Origin of the sequence: Actinorhabdospora filicis, assembly GCF_030269765.1 — a bacterium.
GTDB lineage: Bacteria > Actinomycetota > Actinomycetes > Mycobacteriales > Micromonosporaceae > Actinorhabdospora > Actinorhabdospora filicis.
This window is the reverse complement of record NZ_BSTX01000002.1, coordinates 818,507-841,478: the sequence shown is the minus strand read 5'-3', so window position 1 is coordinate 841,478 and position 22,972 is coordinate 818,507. Positions and strand designations below refer to the sequence as shown.

The 22,972-nt window shown below is 73.0% G+C and carries 27 protein-coding genes; 20 read left to right on the top strand and 7 right to left on the bottom strand.

The features are described from left to right. Positions 1 to 2: 2 nt before the first annotated feature. From QSK10_RS16730 to QSK10_RS16720, 3 genes are all read right to left on the bottom strand, one after another. Entirely contained in the window at positions 3 to 815 is an 813-nt protein-coding gene (locus QSK10_RS16730; protein ID WP_285663754.1) for a hypothetical protein, read from the bottom strand. After that, positions 812 to 2,092, bottom strand: coding sequence for a hypothetical protein (locus QSK10_RS16725; RefSeq protein ID WP_285663753.1), 1,281 nt, complete (start codon positions 2,090 to 2,092; stop codon positions 812 to 814). The genes QSK10_RS16730 and QSK10_RS16725 overlap by 4 nt, the downstream gene beginning before the upstream one ends. Before the next feature lie 181 nt (positions 2,093 to 2,273). Then, positions 2,274 to 2,813, bottom strand: a complete 540-nt coding sequence (locus tag QSK10_RS16720) for a GNAT family N-acetyltransferase (RefSeq protein ID WP_285663752.1) — start codon at positions 2,811 to 2,813, stop codon at positions 2,274 to 2,276. 92 nt (positions 2,814 to 2,905) lie between these two features. On the opposite strand from QSK10_RS16720, the gene QSK10_RS16715 reads away from it, so the two are divergent. The 4 genes from QSK10_RS16715 to QSK10_RS16700 all read left to right on the top strand — a co-directional run bounded on the left by QSK10_RS16715 (position 2,906) and on the right by QSK10_RS16700 (position 5,972). Then, positions 2,906 to 3,589 (top strand): YqeB family protein, encoded by a 684-nt coding sequence (locus QSK10_RS16715; protein ID WP_285663751.1) that lies wholly within the window; start codon positions 2,906 to 2,908, stop codon positions 3,587 to 3,589. A gap of 106 nt (positions 3,590 to 3,695) precedes the next feature. Beyond that, positions 3,696 to 4,331, top strand: a complete 636-nt coding sequence (locus QSK10_RS16710) for a maleylpyruvate isomerase N-terminal domain-containing protein (RefSeq protein ID WP_285663750.1) — start codon at positions 3,696 to 3,698, stop codon at positions 4,329 to 4,331. 176 nt (positions 4,332 to 4,507) lie between these two features. After that, positions 4,508 to 4,933: a hypothetical protein gene (locus tag QSK10_RS16705; RefSeq protein WP_285663749.1), complete on the top strand. Its 426-nt coding sequence runs from the start codon at positions 4,508 to 4,510 to the stop codon at positions 4,931 to 4,933. A 76-nt stretch (positions 4,934 to 5,009) separates the two neighbouring features. Continuing rightward, positions 5,010 to 5,972 (top strand): dimethylarginine dimethylaminohydrolase family protein, encoded by a 963-nt coding sequence (locus tag QSK10_RS16700; RefSeq protein ID WP_285663748.1) that lies wholly within the window; start codon positions 5,010 to 5,012, stop codon positions 5,970 to 5,972. Between the two features lie 4 nt (positions 5,973 to 5,976). Here the strand turns inward: QSK10_RS16700 and QSK10_RS16695 are convergent, their stop codons facing one another. Together QSK10_RS16695 and QSK10_RS16690 are read right to left on the bottom strand one after the other, a co-directional pair. Next, positions 5,977 to 6,546: a hypothetical protein gene (locus QSK10_RS16695; protein ID WP_285663747.1), complete on the bottom strand. Its 570-nt coding sequence runs from the start codon at positions 6,544 to 6,546 to the stop codon at positions 5,977 to 5,979. A 317-nt stretch (positions 6,547 to 6,863) separates the two neighbouring features. Next, positions 6,864 to 7,988: an AAA family ATPase gene (locus QSK10_RS16690; RefSeq protein ID WP_285663746.1), complete on the bottom strand. Its 1,125-nt coding sequence runs from the start codon at positions 7,986 to 7,988 to the stop codon at positions 6,864 to 6,866. Positions 7,989 to 8,144: 156 nt separating this feature from the next. Here QSK10_RS16690 and QSK10_RS16685 point away from each other — a divergent pair, with 156 nt between their 5' ends. From QSK10_RS16685 to QSK10_RS16665, 5 genes are all read left to right on the top strand, one after another. Continuing rightward, entirely contained in the window at positions 8,145 to 8,915 is a 771-nt protein-coding gene (locus QSK10_RS16685; RefSeq protein ID WP_285663745.1) for a hypothetical protein, read from the top strand. Beyond that, on the top strand, positions 8,912 to 9,754 hold the full coding sequence (locus tag QSK10_RS16680) for a MurR/RpiR family transcriptional regulator (protein WP_285663744.1): 843 nt from the start codon (positions 8,912 to 8,914) through the stop codon (positions 9,752 to 9,754). Before QSK10_RS16685 ends, QSK10_RS16680 begins: the two co-directional genes overlap by 4 nt. Then, positions 9,754 to 10,863 (top strand): o-succinylbenzoate synthase, encoded by a 1,110-nt coding sequence (gene menC / locus QSK10_RS16675; RefSeq protein WP_285663743.1) that lies wholly within the window; start codon positions 9,754 to 9,756, stop codon positions 10,861 to 10,863. Before QSK10_RS16680 ends, menC begins: the two co-directional genes overlap by 1 nt. Before the next feature lie 45 nt (positions 10,864 to 10,908). Continuing rightward, complete coding sequence (locus QSK10_RS16670) at positions 10,909 to 12,048, top strand: M20 family metallopeptidase (RefSeq protein WP_285663742.1); 1,140 nt, start codon at positions 10,909 to 10,911, stop codon at positions 12,046 to 12,048. Positions 12,049 to 12,176: 128 nt separating this feature from the next. Beyond that, positions 12,177 to 12,386: a hypothetical protein gene (locus tag QSK10_RS16665; RefSeq protein WP_285663741.1), complete on the top strand. Its 210-nt coding sequence runs from the start codon at positions 12,177 to 12,179 to the stop codon at positions 12,384 to 12,386. Between the two features lie 81 nt (positions 12,387 to 12,467). Here QSK10_RS16665 and QSK10_RS16660 read toward each other — a convergent pair whose 3' ends face one another. After that, positions 12,468 to 12,914, bottom strand: coding sequence for a nitroreductase family deazaflavin-dependent oxidoreductase (locus tag QSK10_RS16660; protein ID WP_285663740.1), 447 nt, complete (start codon positions 12,912 to 12,914; stop codon positions 12,468 to 12,470). A gap of 83 nt (positions 12,915 to 12,997) precedes the next feature. Continuing rightward, positions 12,998 to 13,507, bottom strand: coding sequence for a CGNR zinc finger domain-containing protein (locus QSK10_RS16655; RefSeq protein ID WP_285663739.1), 510 nt, complete (start codon positions 13,505 to 13,507; stop codon positions 12,998 to 13,000). Positions 13,508 to 13,661: 154 nt separating this feature from the next. Here QSK10_RS16655 and QSK10_RS16650 point away from each other — a divergent pair, with 154 nt between their 5' ends. The 11 genes from QSK10_RS16650 to QSK10_RS16600 all read left to right on the top strand — a co-directional run bounded on the left by QSK10_RS16650 (position 13,662) and on the right by QSK10_RS16600 (position 22,971). Beyond that, the gene (locus tag QSK10_RS16650) at positions 13,662 to 14,198 is read left to right on the top strand and encodes an HPP family protein (protein WP_285663738.1); all 537 of its coding nucleotides are present in this window, start codon (positions 13,662 to 13,664) and stop codon (positions 14,196 to 14,198) included. 228 nt (positions 14,199 to 14,426) lie between these two features. Then, positions 14,427 to 14,963 carry a flavin reductase family protein gene (locus QSK10_RS16645; RefSeq protein WP_285663737.1) on the top strand — a complete coding sequence of 179 codons (537 nt, stop codon included), beginning with the start codon at positions 14,427 to 14,429 and terminating at the stop codon, positions 14,961 to 14,963. Continuing rightward, the gene (gene aroH, locus QSK10_RS16640) at positions 14,956 to 15,309 is read left to right on the top strand and encodes a chorismate mutase (RefSeq protein WP_285663736.1); all 354 of its coding nucleotides are present in this window, start codon (positions 14,956 to 14,958) and stop codon (positions 15,307 to 15,309) included. The genes QSK10_RS16645 and aroH overlap by 8 nt, the downstream gene beginning before the upstream one ends. Positions 15,310 to 15,420: 111 nt before the next feature. Next, positions 15,421 to 16,836: an FAD-binding oxidoreductase gene (locus QSK10_RS16635; RefSeq protein ID WP_285663735.1), complete on the top strand. Its 1,416-nt coding sequence runs from the start codon at positions 15,421 to 15,423 to the stop codon at positions 16,834 to 16,836. A 13-nt stretch (positions 16,837 to 16,849) separates the two neighbouring features. Beyond that, entirely contained in the window at positions 16,850 to 18,022 is a 1,173-nt protein-coding gene (locus QSK10_RS16630; protein ID WP_285663734.1) for an acyl-CoA dehydrogenase family protein, read from the top strand. 23 nt (positions 18,023 to 18,045) lie between these two features. Continuing rightward, entirely contained in the window at positions 18,046 to 19,005 is a 960-nt protein-coding gene (locus tag QSK10_RS16625) for a methionyl-tRNA formyltransferase (RefSeq protein WP_285663733.1), read from the top strand. A 34-nt stretch (positions 19,006 to 19,039) separates the two neighbouring features. Then, positions 19,040 to 19,543, top strand: coding sequence for a cupin domain-containing protein (locus QSK10_RS16620; RefSeq protein ID WP_285663732.1), 504 nt, complete (start codon positions 19,040 to 19,042; stop codon positions 19,541 to 19,543). 47 nt (positions 19,544 to 19,590) lie between these two features. Further along, positions 19,591 to 20,169 (top strand): TetR/AcrR family transcriptional regulator, encoded by a 579-nt coding sequence (locus QSK10_RS16615; RefSeq protein ID WP_285663731.1) that lies wholly within the window; start codon positions 19,591 to 19,593, stop codon positions 20,167 to 20,169. A gap of 91 nt (positions 20,170 to 20,260) precedes the next feature. Further along, entirely contained in the window at positions 20,261 to 21,454 is a 1,194-nt protein-coding gene (locus QSK10_RS16610; RefSeq protein ID WP_285663730.1) for an MFS transporter, read from the top strand. Between the two features lie 14 nt (positions 21,455 to 21,468). Continuing rightward, positions 21,469 to 22,200 carry a 3-oxoacyl-ACP reductase family protein gene (locus QSK10_RS16605; RefSeq protein ID WP_285663729.1) on the top strand — a complete coding sequence of 244 codons (732 nt, stop codon included), beginning with the start codon at positions 21,469 to 21,471 and terminating at the stop codon, positions 22,198 to 22,200. A 189-nt stretch (positions 22,201 to 22,389) separates the two neighbouring features. Then, positions 22,390 to 22,971, top strand: a complete 582-nt coding sequence (locus QSK10_RS16600; protein ID WP_285663728.1) for a TetR/AcrR family transcriptional regulator — start codon at positions 22,390 to 22,392, stop codon at positions 22,969 to 22,971. Position 22,972: the final 1 nt, after the last annotated feature.

The window sequence follows — 22,972 nt, the reverse complement described above, 5'->3', positions numbered from 1 at the left end:
CGCTACGTGTTCCTTTCTGGCGACATGCGGACCGCTCCCTGCGCGGCGAGCCGCTGGAGCAGCGCGTCGGCAGCCGTGTCGCGGGCCAGGACGAGGCGGCCGCGGGCGGGCAGCATGAGGCGCCCGGTGGGCAGCTGGAGCTCGATGGGCGCGGAGGTGAGGTTCTCCACCACGGCGGTGTCGGCGGCTGGCCGGCAGACCATCCGGGCGGGGAGGGTGCGGTAGGGCTCGGCGTGTGCGGCGTCGCCGGTGAAGCCGAGGACGGCGGCGGCGTCGGGGGCGGCGTCGGCGGGCGCGGTGACGCTCAGGCGCGAGCCGACGCCGGTGGTGGGCGAGGTGAGCTGGACGCGCCCGTCGGCGGTGGGGCGTGCGACGACGCGGCGCAGGCGGGCGTTGATGGCGGCGCTGACCTCCCCGGCGGTGCGTTCGGTGGCCTCGCCGAAGGCGACCTTGCGGGCGAGGCCGTCGACGTGGACGGTCATGGACGCCCCGCGCGGCAGCGAGAAGGGTCCTTCGTGGTGTCCGGTGAGTCGCGCCGATCCGGGCCCGAGGCCCTCGGCGTAGGAGTCCTGGGCGAGGCCGAGGGCGGCGGCGCCGGACCCGGCGACGCGCAGCAGCGCGGTCTCCCCCACGCCGTCGCTGACCAGGGCGAGCGCGTCGTCGCGGACCTCGCCGCGCACGCCGTCGAGGTCGGACAGGATCTCGGCGAGTTCCTTGGCGGTGGTCTCTCCGGCGGGTAGCCGCACGGTCTGCCAGACCCCGTCGTCGACGCGGACGGACAGTTCGGCCCCGGCGGGGATCCGGTAGCTGGTCATAGCCGCAGCACGATTCCCTCCTGGTCTTCGGGGGCGGGCGGGGGCGGGGGCTCGTCGGAGCCGGGTGGGAAGGGCCCGAGGAGGGGCCCGGACAGGACGCTCCCGGAGCGCACCCAGGGGTATTCGGCGCGTTCGCCGGTCTCCACGCGGGTTCCGACGTGGAGGTAGACGGGGGCGGGGAAGCCGCGGACGCGCTGGTCGAGGGGCGGTGGGAGGAGGGTGCGGACGGGCAGGACGGTCCCGTTGACGCGGAGCCCGGTGTCGATGCCGACGCGGGCGAGGATGGCCTCGCGCAGGGCGAGGGACTGGTCGCGGTCGCCGGAGGCGGGCAGGATCTGGTATTCGGCGAGGACGGGCCGGGCGGGCGGGCGCACGGAGCACACGGTCATGGGACCGCGTGGGCGGAAGCTGTCGCGCTGGGCGACGTTCCAGCCGCGTTCGGGTTCCTCACGCTGGTCGGTGAGGGTGAGCAGGATGGCGGGGTCGGGGGTGGCGCCGGGTGGTCTGAGGGGCTCCTCTTCGGCGACCACGGGGGCGACGACGCTGATGGTGACGCCACTGGCGGCGGCCTGGGCGAGGCCGGGCGCGATGGTCAGGGTGGTCGTCCCGGCGGGCTGGTCGTGGACGGCGGAGGTGACGCGGTGCCGCGCGGCGCGGTCGGAGAGGGCGAGCTCGTTTCCGGCGCGCAGGAGGGTGTTGTGGGCGGTGACGAGGGTGGTGGCGGCGAAGGCGGCGGGCTGGACGGCCAGCGCGGTCACGCCGGGCAGCGGGAGTCCGCCCAGGAGCGCGGTCAGGCCGTGTTCCAGGTCGGTGAGCGGGTGTTCGTCCACGGCGAGGAGTTCGTCGAGGCGGACGGTGACGGGTGTGTCGGTGAGGGCGCGCAGCCACATGCCGGTGACCTGGGCGCGGCGGTCGGCGGCGATGCCGAAGGCGTGCTGTTCCCAGACGCGGGCGCGGTTGACGGGGATGTACCAGCGGTGCTCCTCGCCGGGGAGGTCACCGGCGTCGGTGTAGCCGAGTTCGAGGGCGAAGGGCCGGTTGGCGGTCCCGTCGCCGCCTCTGGTCGCCCAGGTCCACAGCCGCAGTTCCTTGTAGGGCCGCAGGTCGAGGGGGCCGGGTGGGGTGTAGAGGGCGCGGACGCCGGTGGCGCCCGAGCGCAGGGCCAGCTGGAGGCTGCCCGCGCCCTGTACACGGAAGGGCGAGACGGTCGCGGCCAGGCGCGTGGGATCCTCCGACGTCCAGACGTCGTCGAATCCGTGCACCGTCGCGCTCGGCATGCTCGGTCCCCCTAAAGCGTGTCCGCGGGCTCACCGCCCGGATACGAGTCAAGACCCGGTGTGGGTGGGGCGGCAGGTGCGCGCAGGCGGCCGAGGGGGAAGGCGACTGTGCCTTTTAAACCGTGAATTCAGGACCTAGGTCCCAGCGATGTGAACTGTGCGGTGACGGGGAATGTGCCGGTCAGCGCCGGGTGGGGACGAGGTAGTGGAGGCGGCCGTGCAAAGTGGCCTCCAGCAGGCCCCCGTTGGCCTCGATCGTCCCGATCGAGCCCAGGTTGTCCTCGGCGCAGATGATGGTGACCTCGGTCAAACCCGCCTCGGCGGCCACCGGCAGCAGCGCGGCCAGCATCGCCGTGGCGTGCCCGCGGCGGCGGGCCGAGGGCCGCACGTCGTAGCCGACGTGCCCGACCTGGCGGCGGATCTTCTCGGGCAGCGGGGTGCGCAGGGTGATGCGTCCCAGGTACTCCTCGCCGTCGGTCCACCACAGGCTCCGGCAGGGCACCCAGCCCTCGGGGACGTTGGCCGGGTCGGCCTGCCCGTTGAGCCAGGCGAGGTATTCGGTGAACACCGCCGGGTCGTGCCAGGTCTCGCCGTACTCCTGGATCTCCTCCCCCACCAGGGAGTTGTCGTGCTCGGTCCCGCGGCCCTCGGCCTGGAACTCCTTCATCGCGGTCAGGAACGACGCGTGCACCGACGCGTTGGGTGTGATCAAGACGGACATGCCGGGGATCTTCCCCGACCCGTCCGAGGTCTGTCACGCGGGATTGTGCACAATCCTTGCCTGACCGCCGATCCAAAGGGGATGGAACGACGATGGCGCAGCCGACCACCGTGAAGGACCCGCTCGCCCAGCGCGTCACCGTCTGGATCGGCTTCCCGATCGCCGGCGCCCTGGTGGTGTTCCTCCTCGAACGGCTCGCCGACTGGATCGCCGGGCTGGAGTGGGCGCCCTTCCAGGGCCTGTTCCGGCTGGTGTCGAAGATCCCCGAGCCGTGGGACGTCATCGGCGCCGCCGGCGCCGGTCTCCTGCTGGGCCTGTTCATCGCGCTGATCGCCCACACCGAGAGCCTGCTGGTGGAGGTCGGCGACACCGAGGCCAAACTCACCACCGACGGCCGGACCCGGGTCTTCCCGCGCGAGACGGTCACCGCGGTGTGCCTGTCGGGCAAGGACCTCGTCCTCTTCGGGCCCGGCACCACCGAGCTCGCCCGCGACAACACCGACGCCGACCCCGGCGCCCTCGCAGCGGCCTTCGCCTCGCACGGCTACACCTGGCTGCCCTCCGGGGACCCCTACGCCGACGATTTCCGCCGCTGGGTCGACGACCCGTCCGTGCTCCCCGAGGGCGCCAACGGGCTGCTGAAGGCGCGCGAGAAGGCCCTGTCGAAAGACGACCGCAAGGACGCCGCCGAGCTGCGCGAGGAGCTGGCGCGCCTGGGCGTGGCGGTGCGCGACGAGAAGAAGAAGCAGTACTGGCGCAAGACCACCGGCGCCTGACATCCCCAAATTACCAAGACCGGCCCGCGGCGATCGCGCCGCCGGGCCGCCTTCGGCACCCCCGCCGCCGAGTAGTGTCGCTGCTCCGCCATTGGAAGGAGCCCCCGTGAACCCCACCCGCACGGCCTATCTGACCGCCGCCGACATCGCTCTCGCCCTCCTCGCCGACGACGCCGTCGCCGCCACCTGGGAGCGCCCGAGCGCCCTCGCCGAGTTCGGCGTGGCGGGACTCGCCGGGCACCTCGCCTACCAGGTGTCCAGCGTCCCGGAGATCATGGCCGAGCCCGTACCCGGCGGCGAGCCGCGCACCCTCCTGGGCCACTACGAGAGCGCCGCCTGGATCGACGCCGACATCGACCATGAGGTCATGACCGGCATCCGCCGCAGTAGCGAGGACCGTGCCGCGATCGGCCACGACGCCCTCGTCAAGGCCGTCACCGCCGACCTGGCCACCGTGCGCGCCGACCTGGCCACCGCCGGCGAGGACCGGCAGATCCACCTCGCCGGGCGCTGGTCGCTGACCCTGGACGACTTCCTCGTCACCCGCACCATGGAACTGGTCGTGCACTCCGACGACCTCGCCGTCTCCGTCGGCGTGGCCACCCCGGAGTTCCCCGACGACGTCACCGAGCCCGTCATCGACCTCCTGGCACGGCTGTCGGTCAAGCGGCGCGGCGCGCTGCCCCTCGTCCGCGCCCTCTCGCGCGCCGAGCGCGCGCCGGAGACGGTCACCGCGTTCTGACGCACCCGTAGCCGGACGGTGGGCCGCCCACCGTCCGGCCCGGGCACCCCATCACCCGGCCGACGCCGCCTTCGGCGTCCACTGCCCCTCCCGGCCGCCTTCGGCGTCCCAAGGTCGACATGTCCACAAGAGACGGGTCTTCCCACAGCGCCCCCCGAAATGCCACCATGTCCGGCATGGTGACGGTCGATCCCGCATTCCTCGGCTTCCGCGGCCCGTGGCAGCCCACCGCCCTCGAACGCGAGGCGGCCGTCCGCATCCTGCCCGCCCTCGCCCCGCCCCATGACGGCGAGACGCTGCTCATCCGGCTGGAGCGCATCGCCGCGGCCGCCACCGTCATCCGCCGCGCGATCCTCGACGCCGGGCCCGGCATCACCGAACCGGCCGTCCCCATCTGCCTGGCCCGCCTCGCCGTGGCTGCTCTTCGTCGCCTCACCGCTCTCGAAGAGCTCGCCGACCGGCTCCTGGAGGCCCGCGCCGGGCTCACCGCCGACGACCCGCCCTCGGTCGACGCCGACGAGCTGCGCCGCCGCGTCCACCTCGCCGAGGAGGTCGTGGCCCGCCTGGCGCAGCTGCTGTGGACCGCCGTCGGCCCCGACTGACCGGCGCGGCCGTTTCGGCCCGCGCGACCCGCGGCGGCTCCTAGGCTGTCCTGCGGAGCCGTCCGGGGAGGCCGCCATGACCGACGTCCACGTGGAGTCCGAGTTCGCGCCGCTGCGCACCGTCGTCCTCGCGCGCTGCGAGCTCGCCGTGCCCGCGCCGCCGCCCGGCTCGCCCGAGCTGCGCTTCCTGCGCGAGGGCGCCGCCGAGCGCAACTCCCTCGGCCGCGACCTCCGCGAGGCCGATCCGGCCCGCCACGCCGCCTGGGAGCGCGAGCGCGAGGCCTTCGGCGCGGTCCTGGCCGCGCACGGCGTGGAGGTTCTGCGTCCCCGCCTCCTCACCGAGGAGGAGAAGCGCACGGGGACCGACGGTTACGCCAATTTCTTCTCCCGCGACCCGTTCTTCACCGTCGGCGGTCACGTCATCGAGGGCTCCCTGCGCCTGCGGCACCGCCGCCGGGAGATCCTGCCCATCCGCGACATCCTCGACGAGCGCGTGCTCCCCGCCGACTGCTCCTACGTCGCCGTCCCCCGGCCCGGCATCGCCACCGCCGGCGGCGACGAGCCGGGCCCGTTCCTGGAGGGCGGCGACGTCCTCGTCCTGGGAAAGCGCGTCTTCGTCGGCGCCTCCGGCCTCGCCTCGAACGAGCGGGGCGCCCGCTGGCTGCGCAAGCTCCTGGAACCGCGCGGCTACACCGTCGAGCTGGTGCCCCTGCACGACCACATCCTGCACCTGGACTGCGCCCTCGGGCTCATCCGCGAGGGGCTCCTCGTCCACTGCCCCGAGGCGATGCCCGGCGGCCTCCCGGAGTCCCTGCGCGGCTGGGACGCGGTGACCGTCACCTTCGACCAGGCGACCTCCCTGGCCACCAACGGCCTGCCGATCACCCCCGGGGTCTACGTGACCGATCCCGAGTTCGCCTTCCTCGGCGACCGCCTGGCCGAGCACGGTGTCCGCGTCGAGTACGTGGACTTCGCGATCACCCGCTCCTTCGGCGGTTCCTTCCGCTGCAGCACCCAGGCGCTCCTGCGCCGGGAGTGAGCGCCTAGAAGCGCCCGTGCCGCAGGACGGTGCGCTGCGCGAAGTAGCCCTCGACGGCCGCCGTCCGCTGCGCCTCGTCGCCGAGATCGACGTCGCCGCCGGGATCGCCGAGGTCGGCGAGCGCCGCCGTGAACCGCTCCCCCATCTCGCCGTCGAGCCGGGCGGCGTCGAGCGCGGTGAGCTCACGCAAGCCCGCGACTCCGGCGGTATCGGCCCGTCCGGCCTCGCGCATCGCGATGGCCGCGCCGGGCGCGCGGGTGTCGTCGAGGCCGCCGAGTTCGGGTTCGCCGGTTCCGACGGCGACCGCCATCAGCCGCCCGAGGAGGTAGGCCGGGTCGCGGCGCTCGCCGAAGGCGCGGCGTCCGGCGCCGACGGTCTTGCTGACGGCCTGCTGGCTGACGCCGGTGAGCTCGGCGAGCCTGGCCTGGGTGTAGATCGCGGGGTAGGCGGTGCGGGCGATGCCGATGATGGAGGCGCGGAGCCGTTCGGCGCGTCGGCCTTCGTCGATGGTGTGGGTGAGTTCGGCGAGTTCGGCGTCGATGCGGGCGGGGGTGTAGGTGCCGGTGTCGTCCATGCGGGGATCGTAGCTCGCCACAACCAGGTTGTACAACCTGGTTGTATCAATGCCCAAGAAGGCCCCCACACGCGCAATTGAGACGGTGTGGGCAAAGAAAGGCCCCGGAGGCCCGACTGGGCAATAGCCAGGCCTCCGGGGTGAGCCGCAGCGGAGCGTGCCCACGCTCCACATGTGCTGCGGTGGGCGCCGCCTGCGTGCCCGTGCCTGCGGCGCCAACGGAACAATACCCATCTCTCGGCGGGATGTGAAGGCGGGTCGGTCGGGAGTGAATACCTTCCTTATCCAGGAAGAAACCTTCCGGTTCCACAGGTGGTTCACCGACCGTCCACCAGGGACAATGGCACACTTTCGGCACGCCCGAACCCTGGTCGCCGGCGCGAGGACTTAGTACATTCGTTCGCATGACTCACGCGAACGTCGCTCCCGTCCGGGGGCACCGGGCCGTGACCCGGGACTACGGAAGGCCCGTCGATCTCGGCAGTGTCCGCCCGCGCCCCGGTACGGTCCATCTCACCGGCCGCCCCATTCGCTTCGGCGAGCTCATCGACGGGCGCTGGTACGTCGAGGTGGAGCGCGAGTGCCGCGCGTTCGCCACGCGCCAGGACGCCGAGGCGGTGGCCGGTCAGCTGCAGGAGCGCTTCGCGCGGTTGTGGGACGCCGCGCGGCTGCGTCCGGGCATGGCCTAAGTCCGCGGCGAGCAGGTGCCGCAGGAAGTTCTGCGGCGCGTCGAGGAAGGCCCTGGTGACCGCGACGGGCCCGGCGTCGTCGTATTCGACGGGCAGGATGTCGCCGCTCTCCTCGATCTCCAGGATCCGCGCGCCGGGCACGGCCAGCAGGATGGGCGAGTGGGTGGCGATGATGAACTGGCTGCCCTGCGCCACCAGGTCCACCACGAGCCGCAGCAGCGCCAGGCAGCCGTGGACGGACAGCGCGGCCTCGGGCTCGTCGAGGACGTAGAGGCCCTGGGGCCCGAAGCGGTGCGCGACGAGGTCCAGGAAGGACTCGCCGTGGGAGCGCTCGTGGAGTGAGACCCCGCCGTACGAGCCGAGCATCGCGCCGTCGGTCTCGGCGATGCGCTCGATCTCGCTGGCGACGTTGTAGAAGGACTCCGCGCGCAGGAAGAACCCGGTCTTGGGCCGCATCCCGGGGTGCCAGGTGACGATGAGGTGTTCCGACAGGGACGACTCGGTGGCGCGGGTGGCGAAGCGGAAGAACTGGGAGCCGCCCTCGGCGTTGAATCCCAGGGCCACGGCGAGGGCCTCGACGAGGGTGGACTTCCCGCTGCCGTTGTCGCCGCACAGGACGGTGACCGGGGCGTCGAAGCCGAGCCCGCCGGTGCGGATGAGGTGGCGGACGACGGGCAGCCCGAAGGGGTAGCCGTCGCGTGGCGCGTCGGGTGATACGCGCATGCCCCGGACGAACGGCGCTCGCGGCTTCATGATCCCTCCCCCACCGGGACTCTACCGGCCGGACGGCCCTCGCCCGGCTGCTTCGAGGATACGTATCGGATCTGGGACAGAACTTGCCGTTTGACGACCGTCGGTGGTAGAACCGGTGACGAAGATACGCTCCGTAAAATCCCAGAGAGGACCGCCATGCTCGCGGACACCGGTCCCGCGGTGACGATCCGCCCGCTGCGCGACAGCCCCGAGATGAACGAGGCCGTCGATCTCTACCGGCGCGGCTTCCACCTCAAGCCCACCGATCCCTCCTTCTCCCCGCGCCTGCTGGCGGCCCTGCGCGACAACGGCGGCGGCGTCCTGGGCGCCTTCCACCCCGACTCCGGCCTGGTCGGCCTCGTCATCAGCTTCACCGCCCTCGACGACGGCCGCCCCTACCAGTACTCGCAGACGGCGGTGGTCGACCCGGCCGTGCAGAACGCGGGCATCGGGCGGCGCCTCAAGCTCGCCCAGCGCGAGCACGCCCTGGCCTCCGGGATCGGCACGATCCGCTGGACCTTCGATCCGATGCGCACCCGCAACGCCCACTTCAACTTCGACGTGCTGGGCGCGCGCGGACGCTGGTTCCGCCGCAACTACTACGGCTCGACCGACATCGGTCCCGAGGCCGGCGCCCGCAGCGACCGCGTGGTCGTCGAATGGGACCTGGACGCCTACCCGGGCGCCGACCGGCGTCCCACCGCCGCGCCGACGCTGGTGTGGGGCGAGCACGTGGAGCGCTCCGGCGAGGTGCTGCTGGGCGTCCCGGCCGACTGGGCGTACGTGTACGCCGCCGACGCCGACGCCGCCGAGCGGGTGCGCGACAGCGTCGCCGACCTGCTGGAGTCGCGCATGGACGACGGCTGGTCGATCGTCAGCTGCGTGCGCGTCTCCGACGACACCGCCGTCTACCGGCTGGTGCGGTGAGCGTGCCCGAGCGGCTCGTCGCGGCCGCCACCGACGCGCCGCAGAGCCGCCTGGCCGAGCTGATCGCCGCCGACTACCCGCAGGTGCCGCATCTGCCGCGCCTGCTGCGGCGGGCCGAGGCCGGGCCGAAGGACCTCGACGCGCTGCTCGCGGCGGCCGGGATCGACGGCTACCCGGCGCTGCGGGAGCTGGCCGAGCGCGACGCCGACCGCGCGCTGTCGAGCCCGGACGCCCGTTACGGCGCCCGCATCCGGGCACGGTCCTCGGCCGACGCGCTCATGCGCCAGGTGATCGCCCACGAGCAGGCGAACCTTAAGTCCACGCTGGAGGCGGTGGCCGCCGACGGGCACGTGGAACTGGCGGCGGGCCGCATCGCCGCCGCCCGCCGCCGCTTCGTGATCGGCGGCGGCAAGTCGGGGGCGTACGCGTCGCTGGTGGCCAGCGACCTCTCGGCGTCGATGGCCGGGGTGACCCTGGTCGACGGCTCGGGCCTGGGCGCCATCGACCTGCTGTCGGACGTGCGCTCCAGCGACGTGCTGGTGGCGTTCTCGTTTCGCCGCTACGCCCGCACGACGCTGCTGGCCGCCGAGGAGTTCGCGCGCGCCGGCGGCGTCCTGATCGGCGTCACCGACTCCCGCGACTCGCGCCTGGCGCGGCTCAGCGACGTCCCGGTGATCGTGGCGACCGGCAGCGCGTCCTACGCCGACTCGCCCACGGCGGTCGCGGCGGTCTGCCATCTGCTGGTCACCCTCGCCGCCGCGAGCGCCAAGGGCGCCCGCCGGCGGCTGGCGCGGCGGGACGAGCTCGCCGCGCGTCTGGAAGCCTACGAGGAGGTTTGATGCGCGTCGATCGGATCGAGGCGTTCCGGGTGTCGCTGCCGCTGGTGCACGAGTTCCAGACGAGCTCGCACCGCAAGTCGCATCTGGAGCACGTCCTGGTGAAGGTCACCGACGCCGGTGGCGCCGCCGGGTGGGGTGAGATCGCCTCGCCCTCGGGGCCGTTCTACAGCCCGGAGACGGTGGAGACGTGCTGGCTGATGCTGCGCGGCTTCCTCGCCCCGGCCGTCCTCGGCCGCGACTGGGACCACCCGTCGCAGGTGCCGGGGCTGTGGGCGAAGGTGCGCGGCCACGAGTTCACCAAGGCGGGCCTGGACATGGCCGCCTGGACCCTGTGGACCGGCGCGTCCGGGACGCCCCTGGCCGCGGCCCTGGGCGGGACGCGGGCGAAGGTCACCGCCGGTGTCAGCCTCGGCATCGAACCCACCGTCGACGACCTGCTCGCCCAGGTCGCCGCGCACGACGCGGCGGGCTACCCGCGGATCAAGCTGAAGATCCAGCCCGGCTGGGACGTCGAGCCGGTCAAGGCGGTCCGCGCGGCCTTCCCGCACCTCCAGGTCCACGTCGACGCCAACGGCGTCTACACCGAGGCGCAGGCGGAGGTCTTCACCGAGCTCGACTCCACCGGCCTGGTCATGATCGAGCAGCCCTACGCCCCGCGCGCGCTGGCCGCGCACGCCCGCCTCCAGAAGCTCCTGGAGACCCCGATCTGCCTGGACGAGTCGGTGGTGACCGTCGACGACCTCGACACCGCCCTGGCCCTGGACGCCGGGCGCGTGCTGAACATCAAGGTGTCGCGCATGGGCGGCCTCACCGCCGCCGTGGCCGCCCACGACCGCGCCCGCGAGGCCGGGATCCCCGTCTGGTGCGGCGGGATGCACGAGTTCGGGGTGGGCCGCGCCGCCAACGTCGCGCTGTCGGCGCTGCCCGGCTTCACGCTGCCCTCCGACGTGTCGGGCTCCGACAAGTACTACGCCCGCGAGGTCATCGCGCCCCCCGTGGTCGCCACCCAGGGGCGGGTGACCGTCCCGGTGACCGCCGGGCTCGGCCACGACGTCGACGAGGAATTCGTGCGCGCCCAGGCCGGCGCCACGCTCGACCTGCGCGGCTGAGCGCGCCCGGTGCCCCACCATGGACCGTGACGGACAGGAGACCGCATGACCTTCGACATCCGCGCCGCCCGCGACTGGGCCGCCGCGCACGAGGACGAGATGCTGGACGATCTGCGCGCCCTCGTGGAGTGCGAGACGCCCAGCGACGACCGCCGCGCCCTGGCCGACGGGCTCGCGCTGGTCCGCGAGTGGATCACCGAGCGCCTCGGCGTCCCCGGACGTGCCGAGCAGGTTGAGGGCGGCCCGCACGGCGACGCGCTCGTCCTGGAGTACGGCCACGGTGGCGCGCCCACGCTGATCCTCGGCCACTACGACACGGTCTGGCCGGTGGGGACGCTCAAGGAGATCCCGTTCCAGCGCGACGGCGACGTCCTGCGCGGCCCCGGCGTCTTCGACATGAAGGCCGGTCTCGTCCAGGGCGTCTGGGCCCTGCGCGCCTTCGACGCCCTCGGCGTCACCCGCCCCCCGGTGCGCCTGGTCATCAACGGCGACGAGGAGATCGGGTCCCCGGCCTCGCGGGAGACCATCGAGGCCGCCTGCGCCGACGCCGCGAAGGTCCTGGTCCTGGAGCCCAGTGTGGACGGCCGCGTGAAGACCGCCCGCAAGGGCATCGGCGGCTTCGAGATCGAGCTGACCGGCGTGGAGGCCCACGCCGGTCTCGACCCCACCGCCGGGGCCAGCGCGGTCAACGCCCTCGCCCGCGTCGTCCTGCGCCTGGCCGAGGCCGCCGACCTGTCGGTGGGCACCTCCGTCAACGTCGGCATCGTCTCCGGCGGCACCCGCCGCAACGTCACCGCCGGGCACGCCCACGCCTCCGTCGAGGTCCGCGTCAGCACCCTCGCCGAGGCCGCCCGCGTCGACGCGCTCATGGCCGGACTCGACCCCGGCGACGCCCGCGTCACCGTCACCGCCTCCGGCGACTGGCGCCGCCCGGTCATGGACCGCACCCCCGCCATCGCCGCCCTCTTCACCCGCGCCCGCGACCTGGCCGCCCCACTGCTGAGCCTGGAGGAGGCCTCCGTCGGCGGCGCCTCCGACGGCAACTTCGCCGCCGCCACCGGCCGCCCCGTCCTCGACGGCCTCGGCGCGGTCGGCGCGGGCGCCCACGCCCGCGACGAGCACGCCACCGTCTCGGGCATGATCGAGCGCTGCGCCCTCACCGCCGCGCTGGTCGCCGACGCCTGAGAGCCCGGCACCGCCGGGGATCCCGCGTCCGCGGAACCCCGCTGCCCCCATCGGTGAATAGGAGGAGTCGGCGCCCTGCGGCCGCCGACCCGAGCCTCCGAGATCGACACCGACCGATGGGAGCGAACATGACCAAGCTGCTGAACAAGGCCGCCGACAAGATCCTGGACCGGCTGATCCCCAAGAGCACCGCCTCGGCCGACACCACCTGGAACGAGTGGTGTGCCTCCTGCCGCTGGTCGGGCCACGGAGACAGGCTCACCCGCCCTTACCGCGTCTGCTACGTCGTCGGCGGAAGAAGCGGCTGCGGCACCTGCAACAACTGGGCCGACTGCTGACGACCACGGGGGCTGTGCCGGCCGGCTCCGGCCGGCGCAGCCTCCCCACGGGCCGAACCGGCCATGACGGCACGTCCGCCGCTAGGGCCCCCCGGGTTCGAGCACGAAGACCGGGATCACCCGGCCCGCGTTCACCGCGTAGCCCGCATAGGGCGGAAAGGCGGCAACCGCCCGCTCCCACCACCGCGACTTCTCGTCCCCGGTCACCTCCCGGGCGACCATGACCCGCCGCTCCGGCCCGTCCTGGAGATCGACCCGCGGGTTGGCGGTGAGATTGAAGTACCAGTCGGGATGGCGCGGAAACCCACCCTTGGTGGCCACCGCCGCGTAGGACCCGTCGTGCTCGACGCGCATCAGCGGCACCTTGCGAATCCGGCCGCTCCGCGCGCCCCGCATGGTGACGATGACGACCGGCAGCCCGGTGTCCCACAGCGTCGTCCCCCGCGTACCGCCGGAGCTCTCGTACAGCTCGACCTGCTCGCGGATCCACTGTGCGGGACTCGGGTCGTAGTCACCCTCAAGAGGCATCGCGGTCACCCCATCGTCGTGGACGGATCATGCCGGGATGGTCCGGGACAAGCCTCGCACATGCCCCTCGCCCGGGTCCATGTTCAGCCCTCCGGCCGCCGCTCCACCACCCTCGCCGCGTGCCTGGCCGCCTTCGCACGGTTCCCGCACCCCTCCATCGAGCACCAGCGGCGGCGGCCGTTCTTGCTCACGTCGTGGAACCATAGGAGACAGTCCGGGTTGGCGCACTTGCGGATCCGCTCCGGGCGCGCCTCCGCCACCAGGTCCACATAGGCCCGCGCGGCCCGCCACGCCGGGCCCCACTCCGGCGGCGCCTCCACCGTCTCGCTCCGGCGCCCGTCGCGCAGCTCGTAGCGGACGCGCCCGCGCGCCAGGACCGCGTTCAGCGCGTCCTCGCCCTCGCCGCGCAGGCAGGCGCGGATCGCCTCGCGGGTCTCCACCAGCCCGGCCAGGCCCTCGGCGGGGAAGCCGTAGAGGCCCAGCCACGCAGTGAGCGCGTCCTCCTCGAACAAATCGTGCCGGACACCGGCGTCCATCCACACGGTGTTGACCAGGTCCAGGGCGAGGGGTTCGCCCTCCAGGGGTCGGCTCATGTGGCCAGCATAACCCTCTATCCACCTTTCACCGGTTAGTCGGCGGTGTTAGTGTTCGGTCCCGCAACCGGTAAACCTCATTTAGACGGTTAGAGCCCCTGCGAACATCCGCCGCGCCCCCGGACGCGACGCACCTACACCCCGAGGTGAAGTCATGACCACCCTGTCCACATTGCCCCCCGTCACGGCGACCATCCCCGCCTCCCCCACCAGCGCGACCGTCACCCCGCGCCCGCCCCTGAAGGTGGTCGCGCTGCGGACCCTGGCCGCCCTGATGGGACTGCTCCTGCTGGCGGCGGTCACCCGGGCCTCGGGCCTGTGGCTGTTCGCCCTGCCGTTCGCCGCCACGGCCGGGATCATCGCGGTGGCCCCCTCGGCGCCGTTCTCGCAGCCGCGGAGCATCCTGCTCGGACAGCTGTCGGGGGCACTCACCGGACTGGCGGTCACCGCGGTGACCGGCCCGTCGATCTGGGCGGCGGCGGTCGCGGCGGCCCTGTCGACGGCGCCGATGCTGCTCCTGCGCGCACCTCATCCTCCGGCGGGGGCGACGGCGGCGTTCGTGGGCCTGACGGCGCCGGGCTGGCTGTTCCTGGTCAACCCGGTCCTGGTCGCCTCGGTGCTGCTGATCGCGGGCGGCTGGGCGGTCGGGAAGCTCCTGCCGGGCCACAAATATCCGGTCTACTGGCGCTGACCACCGCCTTCGAAAACGCGACGGCCGCCCACGGGCGGCCGTTTCCGCATTATCCGAAAAGTTCCCCAAACGACTCAATTGTGATCTGAATCACAAGGACTTCTGTCCCCAGTTATGGACTGTTAAGTTCAGAACCGATGTTGCGCAAGGTCAGCCGATCATCACCCGTCGGCTGATCATCGTGGCCGTTTCCCAGAAAGCGGCCCGAGGCGAATACGGGGACCCATCGTGAAGATCTCAGGCCGATCCGCCACGACCGATGTCATCACCACTCCCGAAATCGATCTCCGCGCGTTCATGCGCCTATTTCCCACCGGTGTCGCGTTATTGACCACCGGCAGCGGCGAGAACGCGTCGGCGATGACGCTCAACTCGCTGGTCTCGGTATCGCTTTCTCCCCCGCGCGTGCTCATCGGCGTGCAGCGCTCCTCGCGCACCCACGCCGTCCTGACCCGCGAGGGCTCCTTCAGCCTCAATCTCCTCGCCGCCCACCAGGGACCACTGGCGCGGCTGTTCTCCTCCCGGGACAAACCCGGCGGCGCCGACCTGGAGCTCTACGTCGAGCGCCACCACCTCCACGGCCGCCCCTGCGACGTCCTGCCCGGCGGCCTGGCCGCCCTCGGCTGCGACGTCGAGGCGGTCTTCGACGCCGACGACCACGACCTCCTCCTCGGCCGCGTGCGCGTCCGCGTGCCCGGCGCGAGCGGCGCCGACCCCCTGGTCTTCCACCGGGGACACCTGGGCGGGACCGTCCGGCATGGCTGAGCCAGGCGTGCTCGCCGTGCGCGGCGCCGTGCGGCCCGACGACGACACCCCCGCCGCGATCGGCGCGGCCACCCTCGAACTGCTCACCGCCGTCCTGGACCGCAACGCGCTGTCCCGGGAGTCGGTCATCAGCGTGTTCTTCACCGCCACCCCGGACCTCACCGCCGACATCCCCGCGCTCGCCGCGGCCGAGGCCGGCTGGACCGCCCCGATGCTGTGCGCGGCCGAAATGGCCGTACCCGGGGCCATGCCCCGGGTCATCCGCCTGCTGGCGCACGTCAACTGGCCCGGCGGACGCCCCGTCGCGCACGTCTACCTGCGCGGCACCGGCCCCAGCAGACCATGACCTCCCAAAGAGCATGACCTCCCACAGACCATGACCCCCTGAAGACCGGCGCCACCGACCCCATCACCGGCCTGGCCGCGCTCCCGCGCGGCCCCGCGACGCGAGGTCCGCATGCCCGATCCCTTCACCCGGCTCGAAACCCTCCTCGGCCCCGGGCGCGTCCACCGCGCGCCCCTGGAACCCCGCGCCAACGTCGGCATGTTCCGCACCCGCGACCTCGCCGGGCTCATCCGCCCCGGCGACGTCGACGGCGTCCGCGCGACCGTGCGCGCCTTCGCCGGGCACCACCCACTCCACGCCGTCAGCACCGGCCGCAACTGGGGACTGGGCTCGCGCGAGCCGGCCGCCGACGGCGCCGTCCTGCTCGACCTGTCCGGCCTCGACCGCGTCCGCGCCCTCGACACCGCCGCCGGATGGGCCGTCATCGAGCCCGGCGTGACCCAGCTGCGCCTGGCCGGGCTGCTCACCGGGACCGGGCGCGTCCTGAACGTCACCGCCTCCTCGGGCCACACCAGCGTCCTCGGCAACGCCGTCGACCGGGGCGTGGGCCTGCGCCGCCAGCGCACCGCCGACCTCGCCGGGCTGGAGGCCGTCCTCGCCGACGGCACCCTCGCCCGCTTCGGCTGGTGGCCCGGCGAGCGCCCCACCGTCCCCTACCCGCACGGGCTGGGTCCCTCGCCGCTGCACCTGTTCACGCAGTCCTCCCTCGGCGTGGTCACCGCCGCCGCGATCACCCTCGCGCCGCGGCCGGAGGCGCAGCGGGTGCTGCGGATCGCCTTCGCGCGCGGCGACCTGGCCAAGGCCGTCGACGAGCTGCGCCGCTGGACCGCGCAGGGCCTGGTGTCGGGGGTCCTGAAGATCTACGACACCGTCTCCACCCGCTCCTACGGCGGCCGTCAGGGCGACTACCTGGCGCTGGTGTGCGTGGAGGGCACCTCCCGCGCGGTCGAGGCGCTCACGGGGGTGCTGCTCGCCGAGGCCGCCGACAGCGGCCTCTTCGGCGCGATCACCCGCTCCGACACCGACCCCGCGGCGCCGGACGACGCGGTCCTGCGGGTGGTGGAGGCCGCCTACGCCGGGGATCCCTCGCGCAACGAGGAGATGCTGCGCTCGGCCGTCGGGCAGCCCGCCGACCGTGTGGACAGCGACGGCGGCGGCTGGCTGTTCTTCCTGCCGCTGATCCCCTTCACCGGCCATGACGTCGCCGCCGCCCAGGACCTCCTCGACGTCATCCACACCCGCACCGGGGTGCGCGCCGGGTGCACGGTCAACGCCCTCGACGCCGACGTCGTCGACTTCGTCGTGTCCATCCGCTTCCCCCGCGAGGAGGCCGCGGCCGCCCACGCCGCCCTCGACCTCGCCCACGAGCTCTTCGACGGGGCCGGATACCGGCCCTACCGGCTCGACGCCGACCACGCGGCCTGGATCGACCGGGCCGCCCCCGATCCCGCCGCGCTCGCCTTCGTCCGCGGCCTCAAGAGGTTCGCCGATCCCGCCGGGGTGTTCGCCCCGGGCCGATACGCCTGACCAGGGAGCCACCATGACCACCGTTGACGCGCGGCCCTCGGCCGCCGATCTCCAGCTCCGCGCCGAGAAGGCCGTCCCCGCCCTGCGCGAGCACGCCGCCGCCGTCGAGGAGGCGCGCAGCCTCACCCCCGAGGTGGTGGCACTGCTGCGCGAGCTCGGCGTCTTCGCCGCGGCCGTGCCGCGCTCGCGGGGTGGCGCGGAGATGACCTCGGCGGAGCAGACCCGCCTCATCGAGACCATCGCCACCGCCGACGCCTCCATCGGCTGGTGCGTCATGATCGGCATGGACTCCGGCATCTACTCCGGGTTCCTCACCGAGGCGGCCGCCGGCGCGCTCTACCCGCGCCCGGACCTGATCACCGCCGGGTGGATCCACCCGCAGGGCCGCGCCGAGCGCGTCCCGGGCGGCTACCGGATCTCCGGCGACTGGCGCTTCGGCAGCGGCATCACCCACTGCGACGTGCTGGCCGCCGGTTGCGTCGTCCACCGCGACGGCGAGCCCGAGCCCGATCCGCTGACCGGCGATCCGGTGCAGTGGCGGGTGGCGCTGGCCGGCCCGTCGGCCTACGACGTCCACGACACGTGGTTCACCACGGGGCTGGCCGGCAGCGGTAGCCGCGACTACTCCGTGCGGGACCTGTTCGTGCCCGAGGAGCACGTCTTCTCCTTCCACGCCCCGCACCGGGCCGGGCCGCTGCACGCCGCGCCGGACGCGATCCTGCGCAAGATGTCCGGCGTCCCGCTCGGTCTCGCGCGCGCGGCGCTGGACCACGTGCGCGGTCTGGCGCCGGGTCGCCGCGACCGGGAGACCGGCGCGCCGTGGGCGGAGGACCCGCGCGTGCAGGCCACGCTCGCCGAGGCCGAGATGCGGCTGTCGGCGGCGCGCGCGGCGGTCTACACGTCCCTCGACGAGCAGTGGACGCGGCTGAGCCTGGGCGAGGACGCCGGCACCGACGCGCGCGTGGCCACCGCGCTGGCCCGCTACCACGCCTTCCGCACCGCGCGGTGGATCGTGTCCGCCCTCTACGACCTGGTCGGCGGTTCCTCCGTCTACCGGCGCTCGCCGCTGGACCGCTGGCTCCGCGACGTGAACACCATGTGCCAGCACGCCGTGGCCCAGGACTCCGTCCTGCGCACGACCGGGGAGGTCCTTCTGGGCGGGACCTCCCGCAGTCCGTTCTTCTAGACCGAAGCGAAGGAGCATCGCGCATGCGCGTCGTCCTCTTCTCCGAGATCAACTCCAAACTCGGCTCCCCGTTCCTGAGCCTGCTGTCGGGTCACCCGATGGCCGAGCTCATCGCGCTGGTGACCTCACCACCGGGCCGCCGCTGCTCCTATTTCGTGCACGACGAGCGGCAGGTGGACCTGGAGGCGCAGGCGCGCGGGCTGGGCGTCCCGGTGCTGCGGCCGCGCCGGGTCAACGAGCCCGAGGCGGTCGCGGCGCTGCGCGCGCTGCGGGCCGACTACTTCATCGTGGGCAACTTCCAGCAGATCCTGTCCCCGGAGCTGCTGGCCGTCCCGGCGGTGACGTGCGTGAACTTCCATCCGAGCCCGCTGCCGCGCTACGCCGGGCTGGCGCCGTTCTACTGGATGGTCCGCCACGGCGAGCGCGACGGGGCGGTCACCGCGATCGAGATGGCGCCGGGTCCCGACACCGGTGCGATCATCCGGCAGAACCCGATGCCGCTGACGGGGGCCGAGACGGCCCTGGAGCTGCGCACGGCGCAGGAGCGGGAGAACAGCCTGATGCTGCTGGAGCTGATCCCGCAGCTGCGGGACCGCAGTTTCAGCACCGTGGCGCAGGATCTGTCGCGGCGGACCTATTTCGGGCGGCCGGGGGCCGGGGACTACCAGCTCGACTTCACCCGTGACGCGGTCACGGTGGAGCGGGCGGTGCGCGCGGGCTACCGGCATCCGGGCGCGCACACGGCCCGGCCGGACGGGTCGCGGCTGGTGATCCTGAGCGCGGAGCCGGGCTCGACGCGGCTGGCGCTGGACGAGCCGGGCACCGTCCGGCGCTGCTCGGACGGGTGGCACGTGGCCGCGGCCGACGCGTGGCTGCGCGTGCTCACCGTCGAGCACGACGGCGCCGAGGTGCCGGCCGAGGCGCTCGGGGGCGTCCTGGCCGATCACGCGGTGCTGGGCCGCGAGCATTCCTCGGCGCGCTGAGGCGGGCTCACCGAGCCATGGAGGGGCACTGACAATGGCCGATCATCACATGGGAGACACGCCCGGCCGGGTGGTGCACGTTCCCGCAGGGGGCGGGACGCCGATCTGGCTGTCGGGCGACGTGTACTCGCTCAAACTGGGGGCCGCCGACTCCGGTGGCACCGCCACGTTCCTGGAGGCCAGTGTGCCGCCGGGTGGCGGGCCGCCCTCGCACGTGCACGCCGATGCCGACGAGGCCTTCTACCTTCTCGCCGGGGATCTCGACATCTACGCCGCCGGTGAGCAATATGCGGCGGCCACCGGTGATTTCGTGTTCATTCCCAAGGGGACCGCCCACCGGTTCCATAACGCGGGAACGCATACGGTGAAACTGCTGCTGTTCTTCACTCCCGCCGGGGTGGACCGGTTCTTCCTGGAGGCCGGGAGACCGGCCGTTCCGGGTGTGCCGGTGCCGACGGCGGCCGAGGAGGACCCGGTCCGCATCGCCGAGATAGGCGCCAGGTACGGGCTCCATCCGGCGCCGGAGGGAGCGGCGTGAGAACACCGTACTTGACCAGGCGGTACAGAACGCAATAGGATCTCCATATGGCCAGACCACGCGCCTTCGACCATTCGACCGTCGTCGAGGCGGCCATGGAGACCTTCTGGAGCAAGGGCTACCAGGGCGCCTCGACCGAGGATCTGTGCGCGAGCACGGGCCTGGCCCGGGGCAGCCTGTACAACGCCTTCGGCAGTAAGCACAAGCTCTACGAGGAGGCCCTCAACCGCTATTCCGTGGAGGGCCTCACCACGCAGCTGGCGATCCTGGACGAGCCGGGGCCGGTGCTCGGGCGGCTGCGCACGCTCCTGGAGACCGCGGTCGACATCGACCTGGCCTCCGACGAGCGGCGCGGCTGCCTCATCGTCAACGCCGCCGTCGAGGCCGGTGGCGGCGACCGGGATGTGACCCGCCGCGTCCGGCGCCACTTCGGCGTCCTGGAGGACGTGGTCACCGACCTGATCGCCGAGGGCCGCCGCTCGGGCGAGCTGCGCGGTGGCGACGAGCCCCGGCAGGCCGCCCGCACCTTCCTCAGCGGCTATTACGGGCTGCGCGTGCTGGGCAAGTTCCTGCGCGAGCGCGAGGCGCTGATGGAGGTCGTGGAGGGCAGCCTGGCCCGCCTGTGAGCCGTTGATCGACGTCCGACCCTTCTCGCTACCCACATTCTGAACCGATCAGTCAAGAACTGAATCCACAAACCTTAGGGAGGCGCGCCGCATGCCGCTCGCCATCTACGTCCTGGGCCTGGGCATCTTCTCCATGACGACCAGCGAGTTCATGGTCTCCGGCCTGATGCCCACCCTCGCCGACCACTTCGACGTCTCGATCCCCCAGGTCGGCTACCTCGTCACCACCTTCGCGGTGGCGATGGTGGTCGGCGGGCCGCTGCTGACTCTGGCGCTGCTGAAGGTCCCGCGCAAGAAGGCGCTGATGACGCTCATCGCGATCTTCTTCGTGGCCCAGGTCGCCGGCGCGCTCGCGCAGACCTACTACCAGCTCATGGGCGCCCGCTTCGTCACCGGCATCGCCTCCTCGGCGTTCTTCGGGGTGTCGCTGGCCATCTGCATGGACATCGTCGGCCCGAAACTGCGCGGCCGGGCCTCCTCGGTGGTCCTGGGCGGCCTCATGGTGGGGACGGTCCTCGGCCTGCCGCTGGCCACCGTCGTCAACCAGTACTTCGGCTGGCGCGCCAGCTTCGGCGTCGTCGCCGGGCTCGTCCTGCTCACCGGCCTGATCTCGCTGAAGGTCATCCCCGTGACGCCCAAGCCGGAGTCGGTGAGCGTGCGCCACGAGCTGCGCGCCTTCCGCAACGGCCCGCTGTGGGCGGCCTTCACCACCAGCGCCCTCATCATCGGCGCGGTCTTCGCCGCCTTCAGCTACTTCGTGCCGATCTTCACCGAGCTCGGCGGCTTCAGCACCGCCACCGTCCCCGTCCTGCTGGCCGTCTACGGCCTGGCCACCGTCGTCGGCAACGCCATCGTCGGCCGCGTCGCCGACACCCGCACCATGTCCACCATGGTCATCGGCCTCACCGTCCTGACCATCGCCCTGGCCGTCTTCGCCCTCAACGCCGGCGCCCAGCCCGTCGCGGTGGCCTGCGCGATCGCCATCGGCCTCGTCGGCGTCACCATGAACCCCGCGATGGTCACCCGCGTCATGCGCGCCGCCAACGACCGGCCCCTGGTCAACACCGCCCACACCTCCGTCATCAACATCGGCATCATGGGCGGCTCCTGGCTCGGCGGCCTCGCCATCGCCTCCGGCTACGGGCTCGTCTCTCCACTGTGGGTCGGCAGCGGCCTGGCCGCGCTCGGCCTGATCTCCCTGCTCCCGTTTCTCCGTTCCAGCCCCGCTCCCGCGCCCGAGACCGCACTCCACGCCACCGCCCCACCTGAGAGCAGCACCGTCTGACCCGGGAGTCCCCCATGTCCCTGCCCCTGACCGGCAAGGTCGCCCTCGTCACCGGCGGCAGCCGCGGCATCGGCGCGGCCATCGCCCTCCGACTCGCCACGGACGGAGCCGACGTGGCCCTCACCTACGCGTCCTCGGCCGAGCCCGCCAACACCGTCGTCAAGCAGATCACCGCCCTCGGCCGCCGCGGCCTGGCCCTCTCCGCCGACGCCGCCGACCCCACCCAGATCGACGCCGCCGTCGCGCACACCGTCACCACCCTCGGCCGCCTCGACATCGTCGTCAACAACGCCGGTCACCTCCCCACCGCCACCGGCCTCTGCGACATCGACCGCACCATCGCCATCAACGTCCGCGCCCCCTTACTCACCGCCCTCGCCGCCTCCCCCCACCTCGGCCACGGCGGCCGCATCATCACCATCGGCAGCTGCCTCACCGGCCGCGTCCCCGCCCCCGGCCTCACCCTCTACGCCATGTCAAAATCCGCCGCCCACGGCCTCACCCGCGGCCTCGCCCGCGACCTCGGCCCCCGCGGCATCACCGTCAACGAGATCCTCCCCGGCCCCATCGACACCGACATGAACCCCGCCGACGGCCCCACCGCCGACACTCAGCGCGCCCTCACCACCCTCGGCGCCTTCGGCCGTCCCACCGACATCGCCGCGACGGTGGCCTTTCTCGCCTCCCCCGAGGCCGGATTCCTGACGGGGGCCACCATCGCCGTCGATGGCGGCACCAACGTCTGACCCGAAGGGCCCGCGCTGAGGCCCCAGACGCGTGCCACCAGAGGACCCCGCTCGCGGGCCGGGCGGGGTCCGCGCTCGTGGTGGCGTGGAGCCGCCCTCGACGTCGATCGCGTGGACACGACCTGCGATCCCACGACCGCCAGAACCCCACCCCTCCCCCATCTTGCTCACCCGTGCTAACTTTTGCTCATGCGAGCAAATCTCACCGTCACCGAGCAAGCCCGCCGCGCCCAGATCGTCGCCGCCGCCATCGAGACCATCGCCGAACTCGGCCACGCGCGCGCCTCCTTCGCCAAGATCGCCGAGCGCGCGGGCCTGAGCTCCACCGGCCTGATCTCCTACCACTTCCGCAGCCGCGGCGCCCTCATGGCCGAGGTGCTCGGCACGGTCACCGCCGCGTTCACCGAGTACGTCGTGGCCGAGGAGGACGACGGCACCGCCGCCGGGGCCCTGCGCGCCTTCCTCCTGGCCAACATCGGCTTCATGCGCGACCATCGCTCGCAGGTCGTGGCGATGCTGCGGGTGGCCGAGGCGGTCTCGGGCGGGGACGACGGCGGGCTGGCCGTGCGCGATCGGGCCGCCCTGGCCGCGCTCCTCGCGAAGGGCCGGGACGCCGGTGAGTTCCGCGCGTTCGACGCCGACCTCATGGCGGGTTTCGTGCTCTCCCTGCGCAACGGGGTCATCATGCGCGCCGCCGCCGAGCCCGGTTTCGACCTGGACGCCTGCGGCCGCGAGCTCCTGGCCACCGTCGATCTCGCGACGCGCCCGTGAG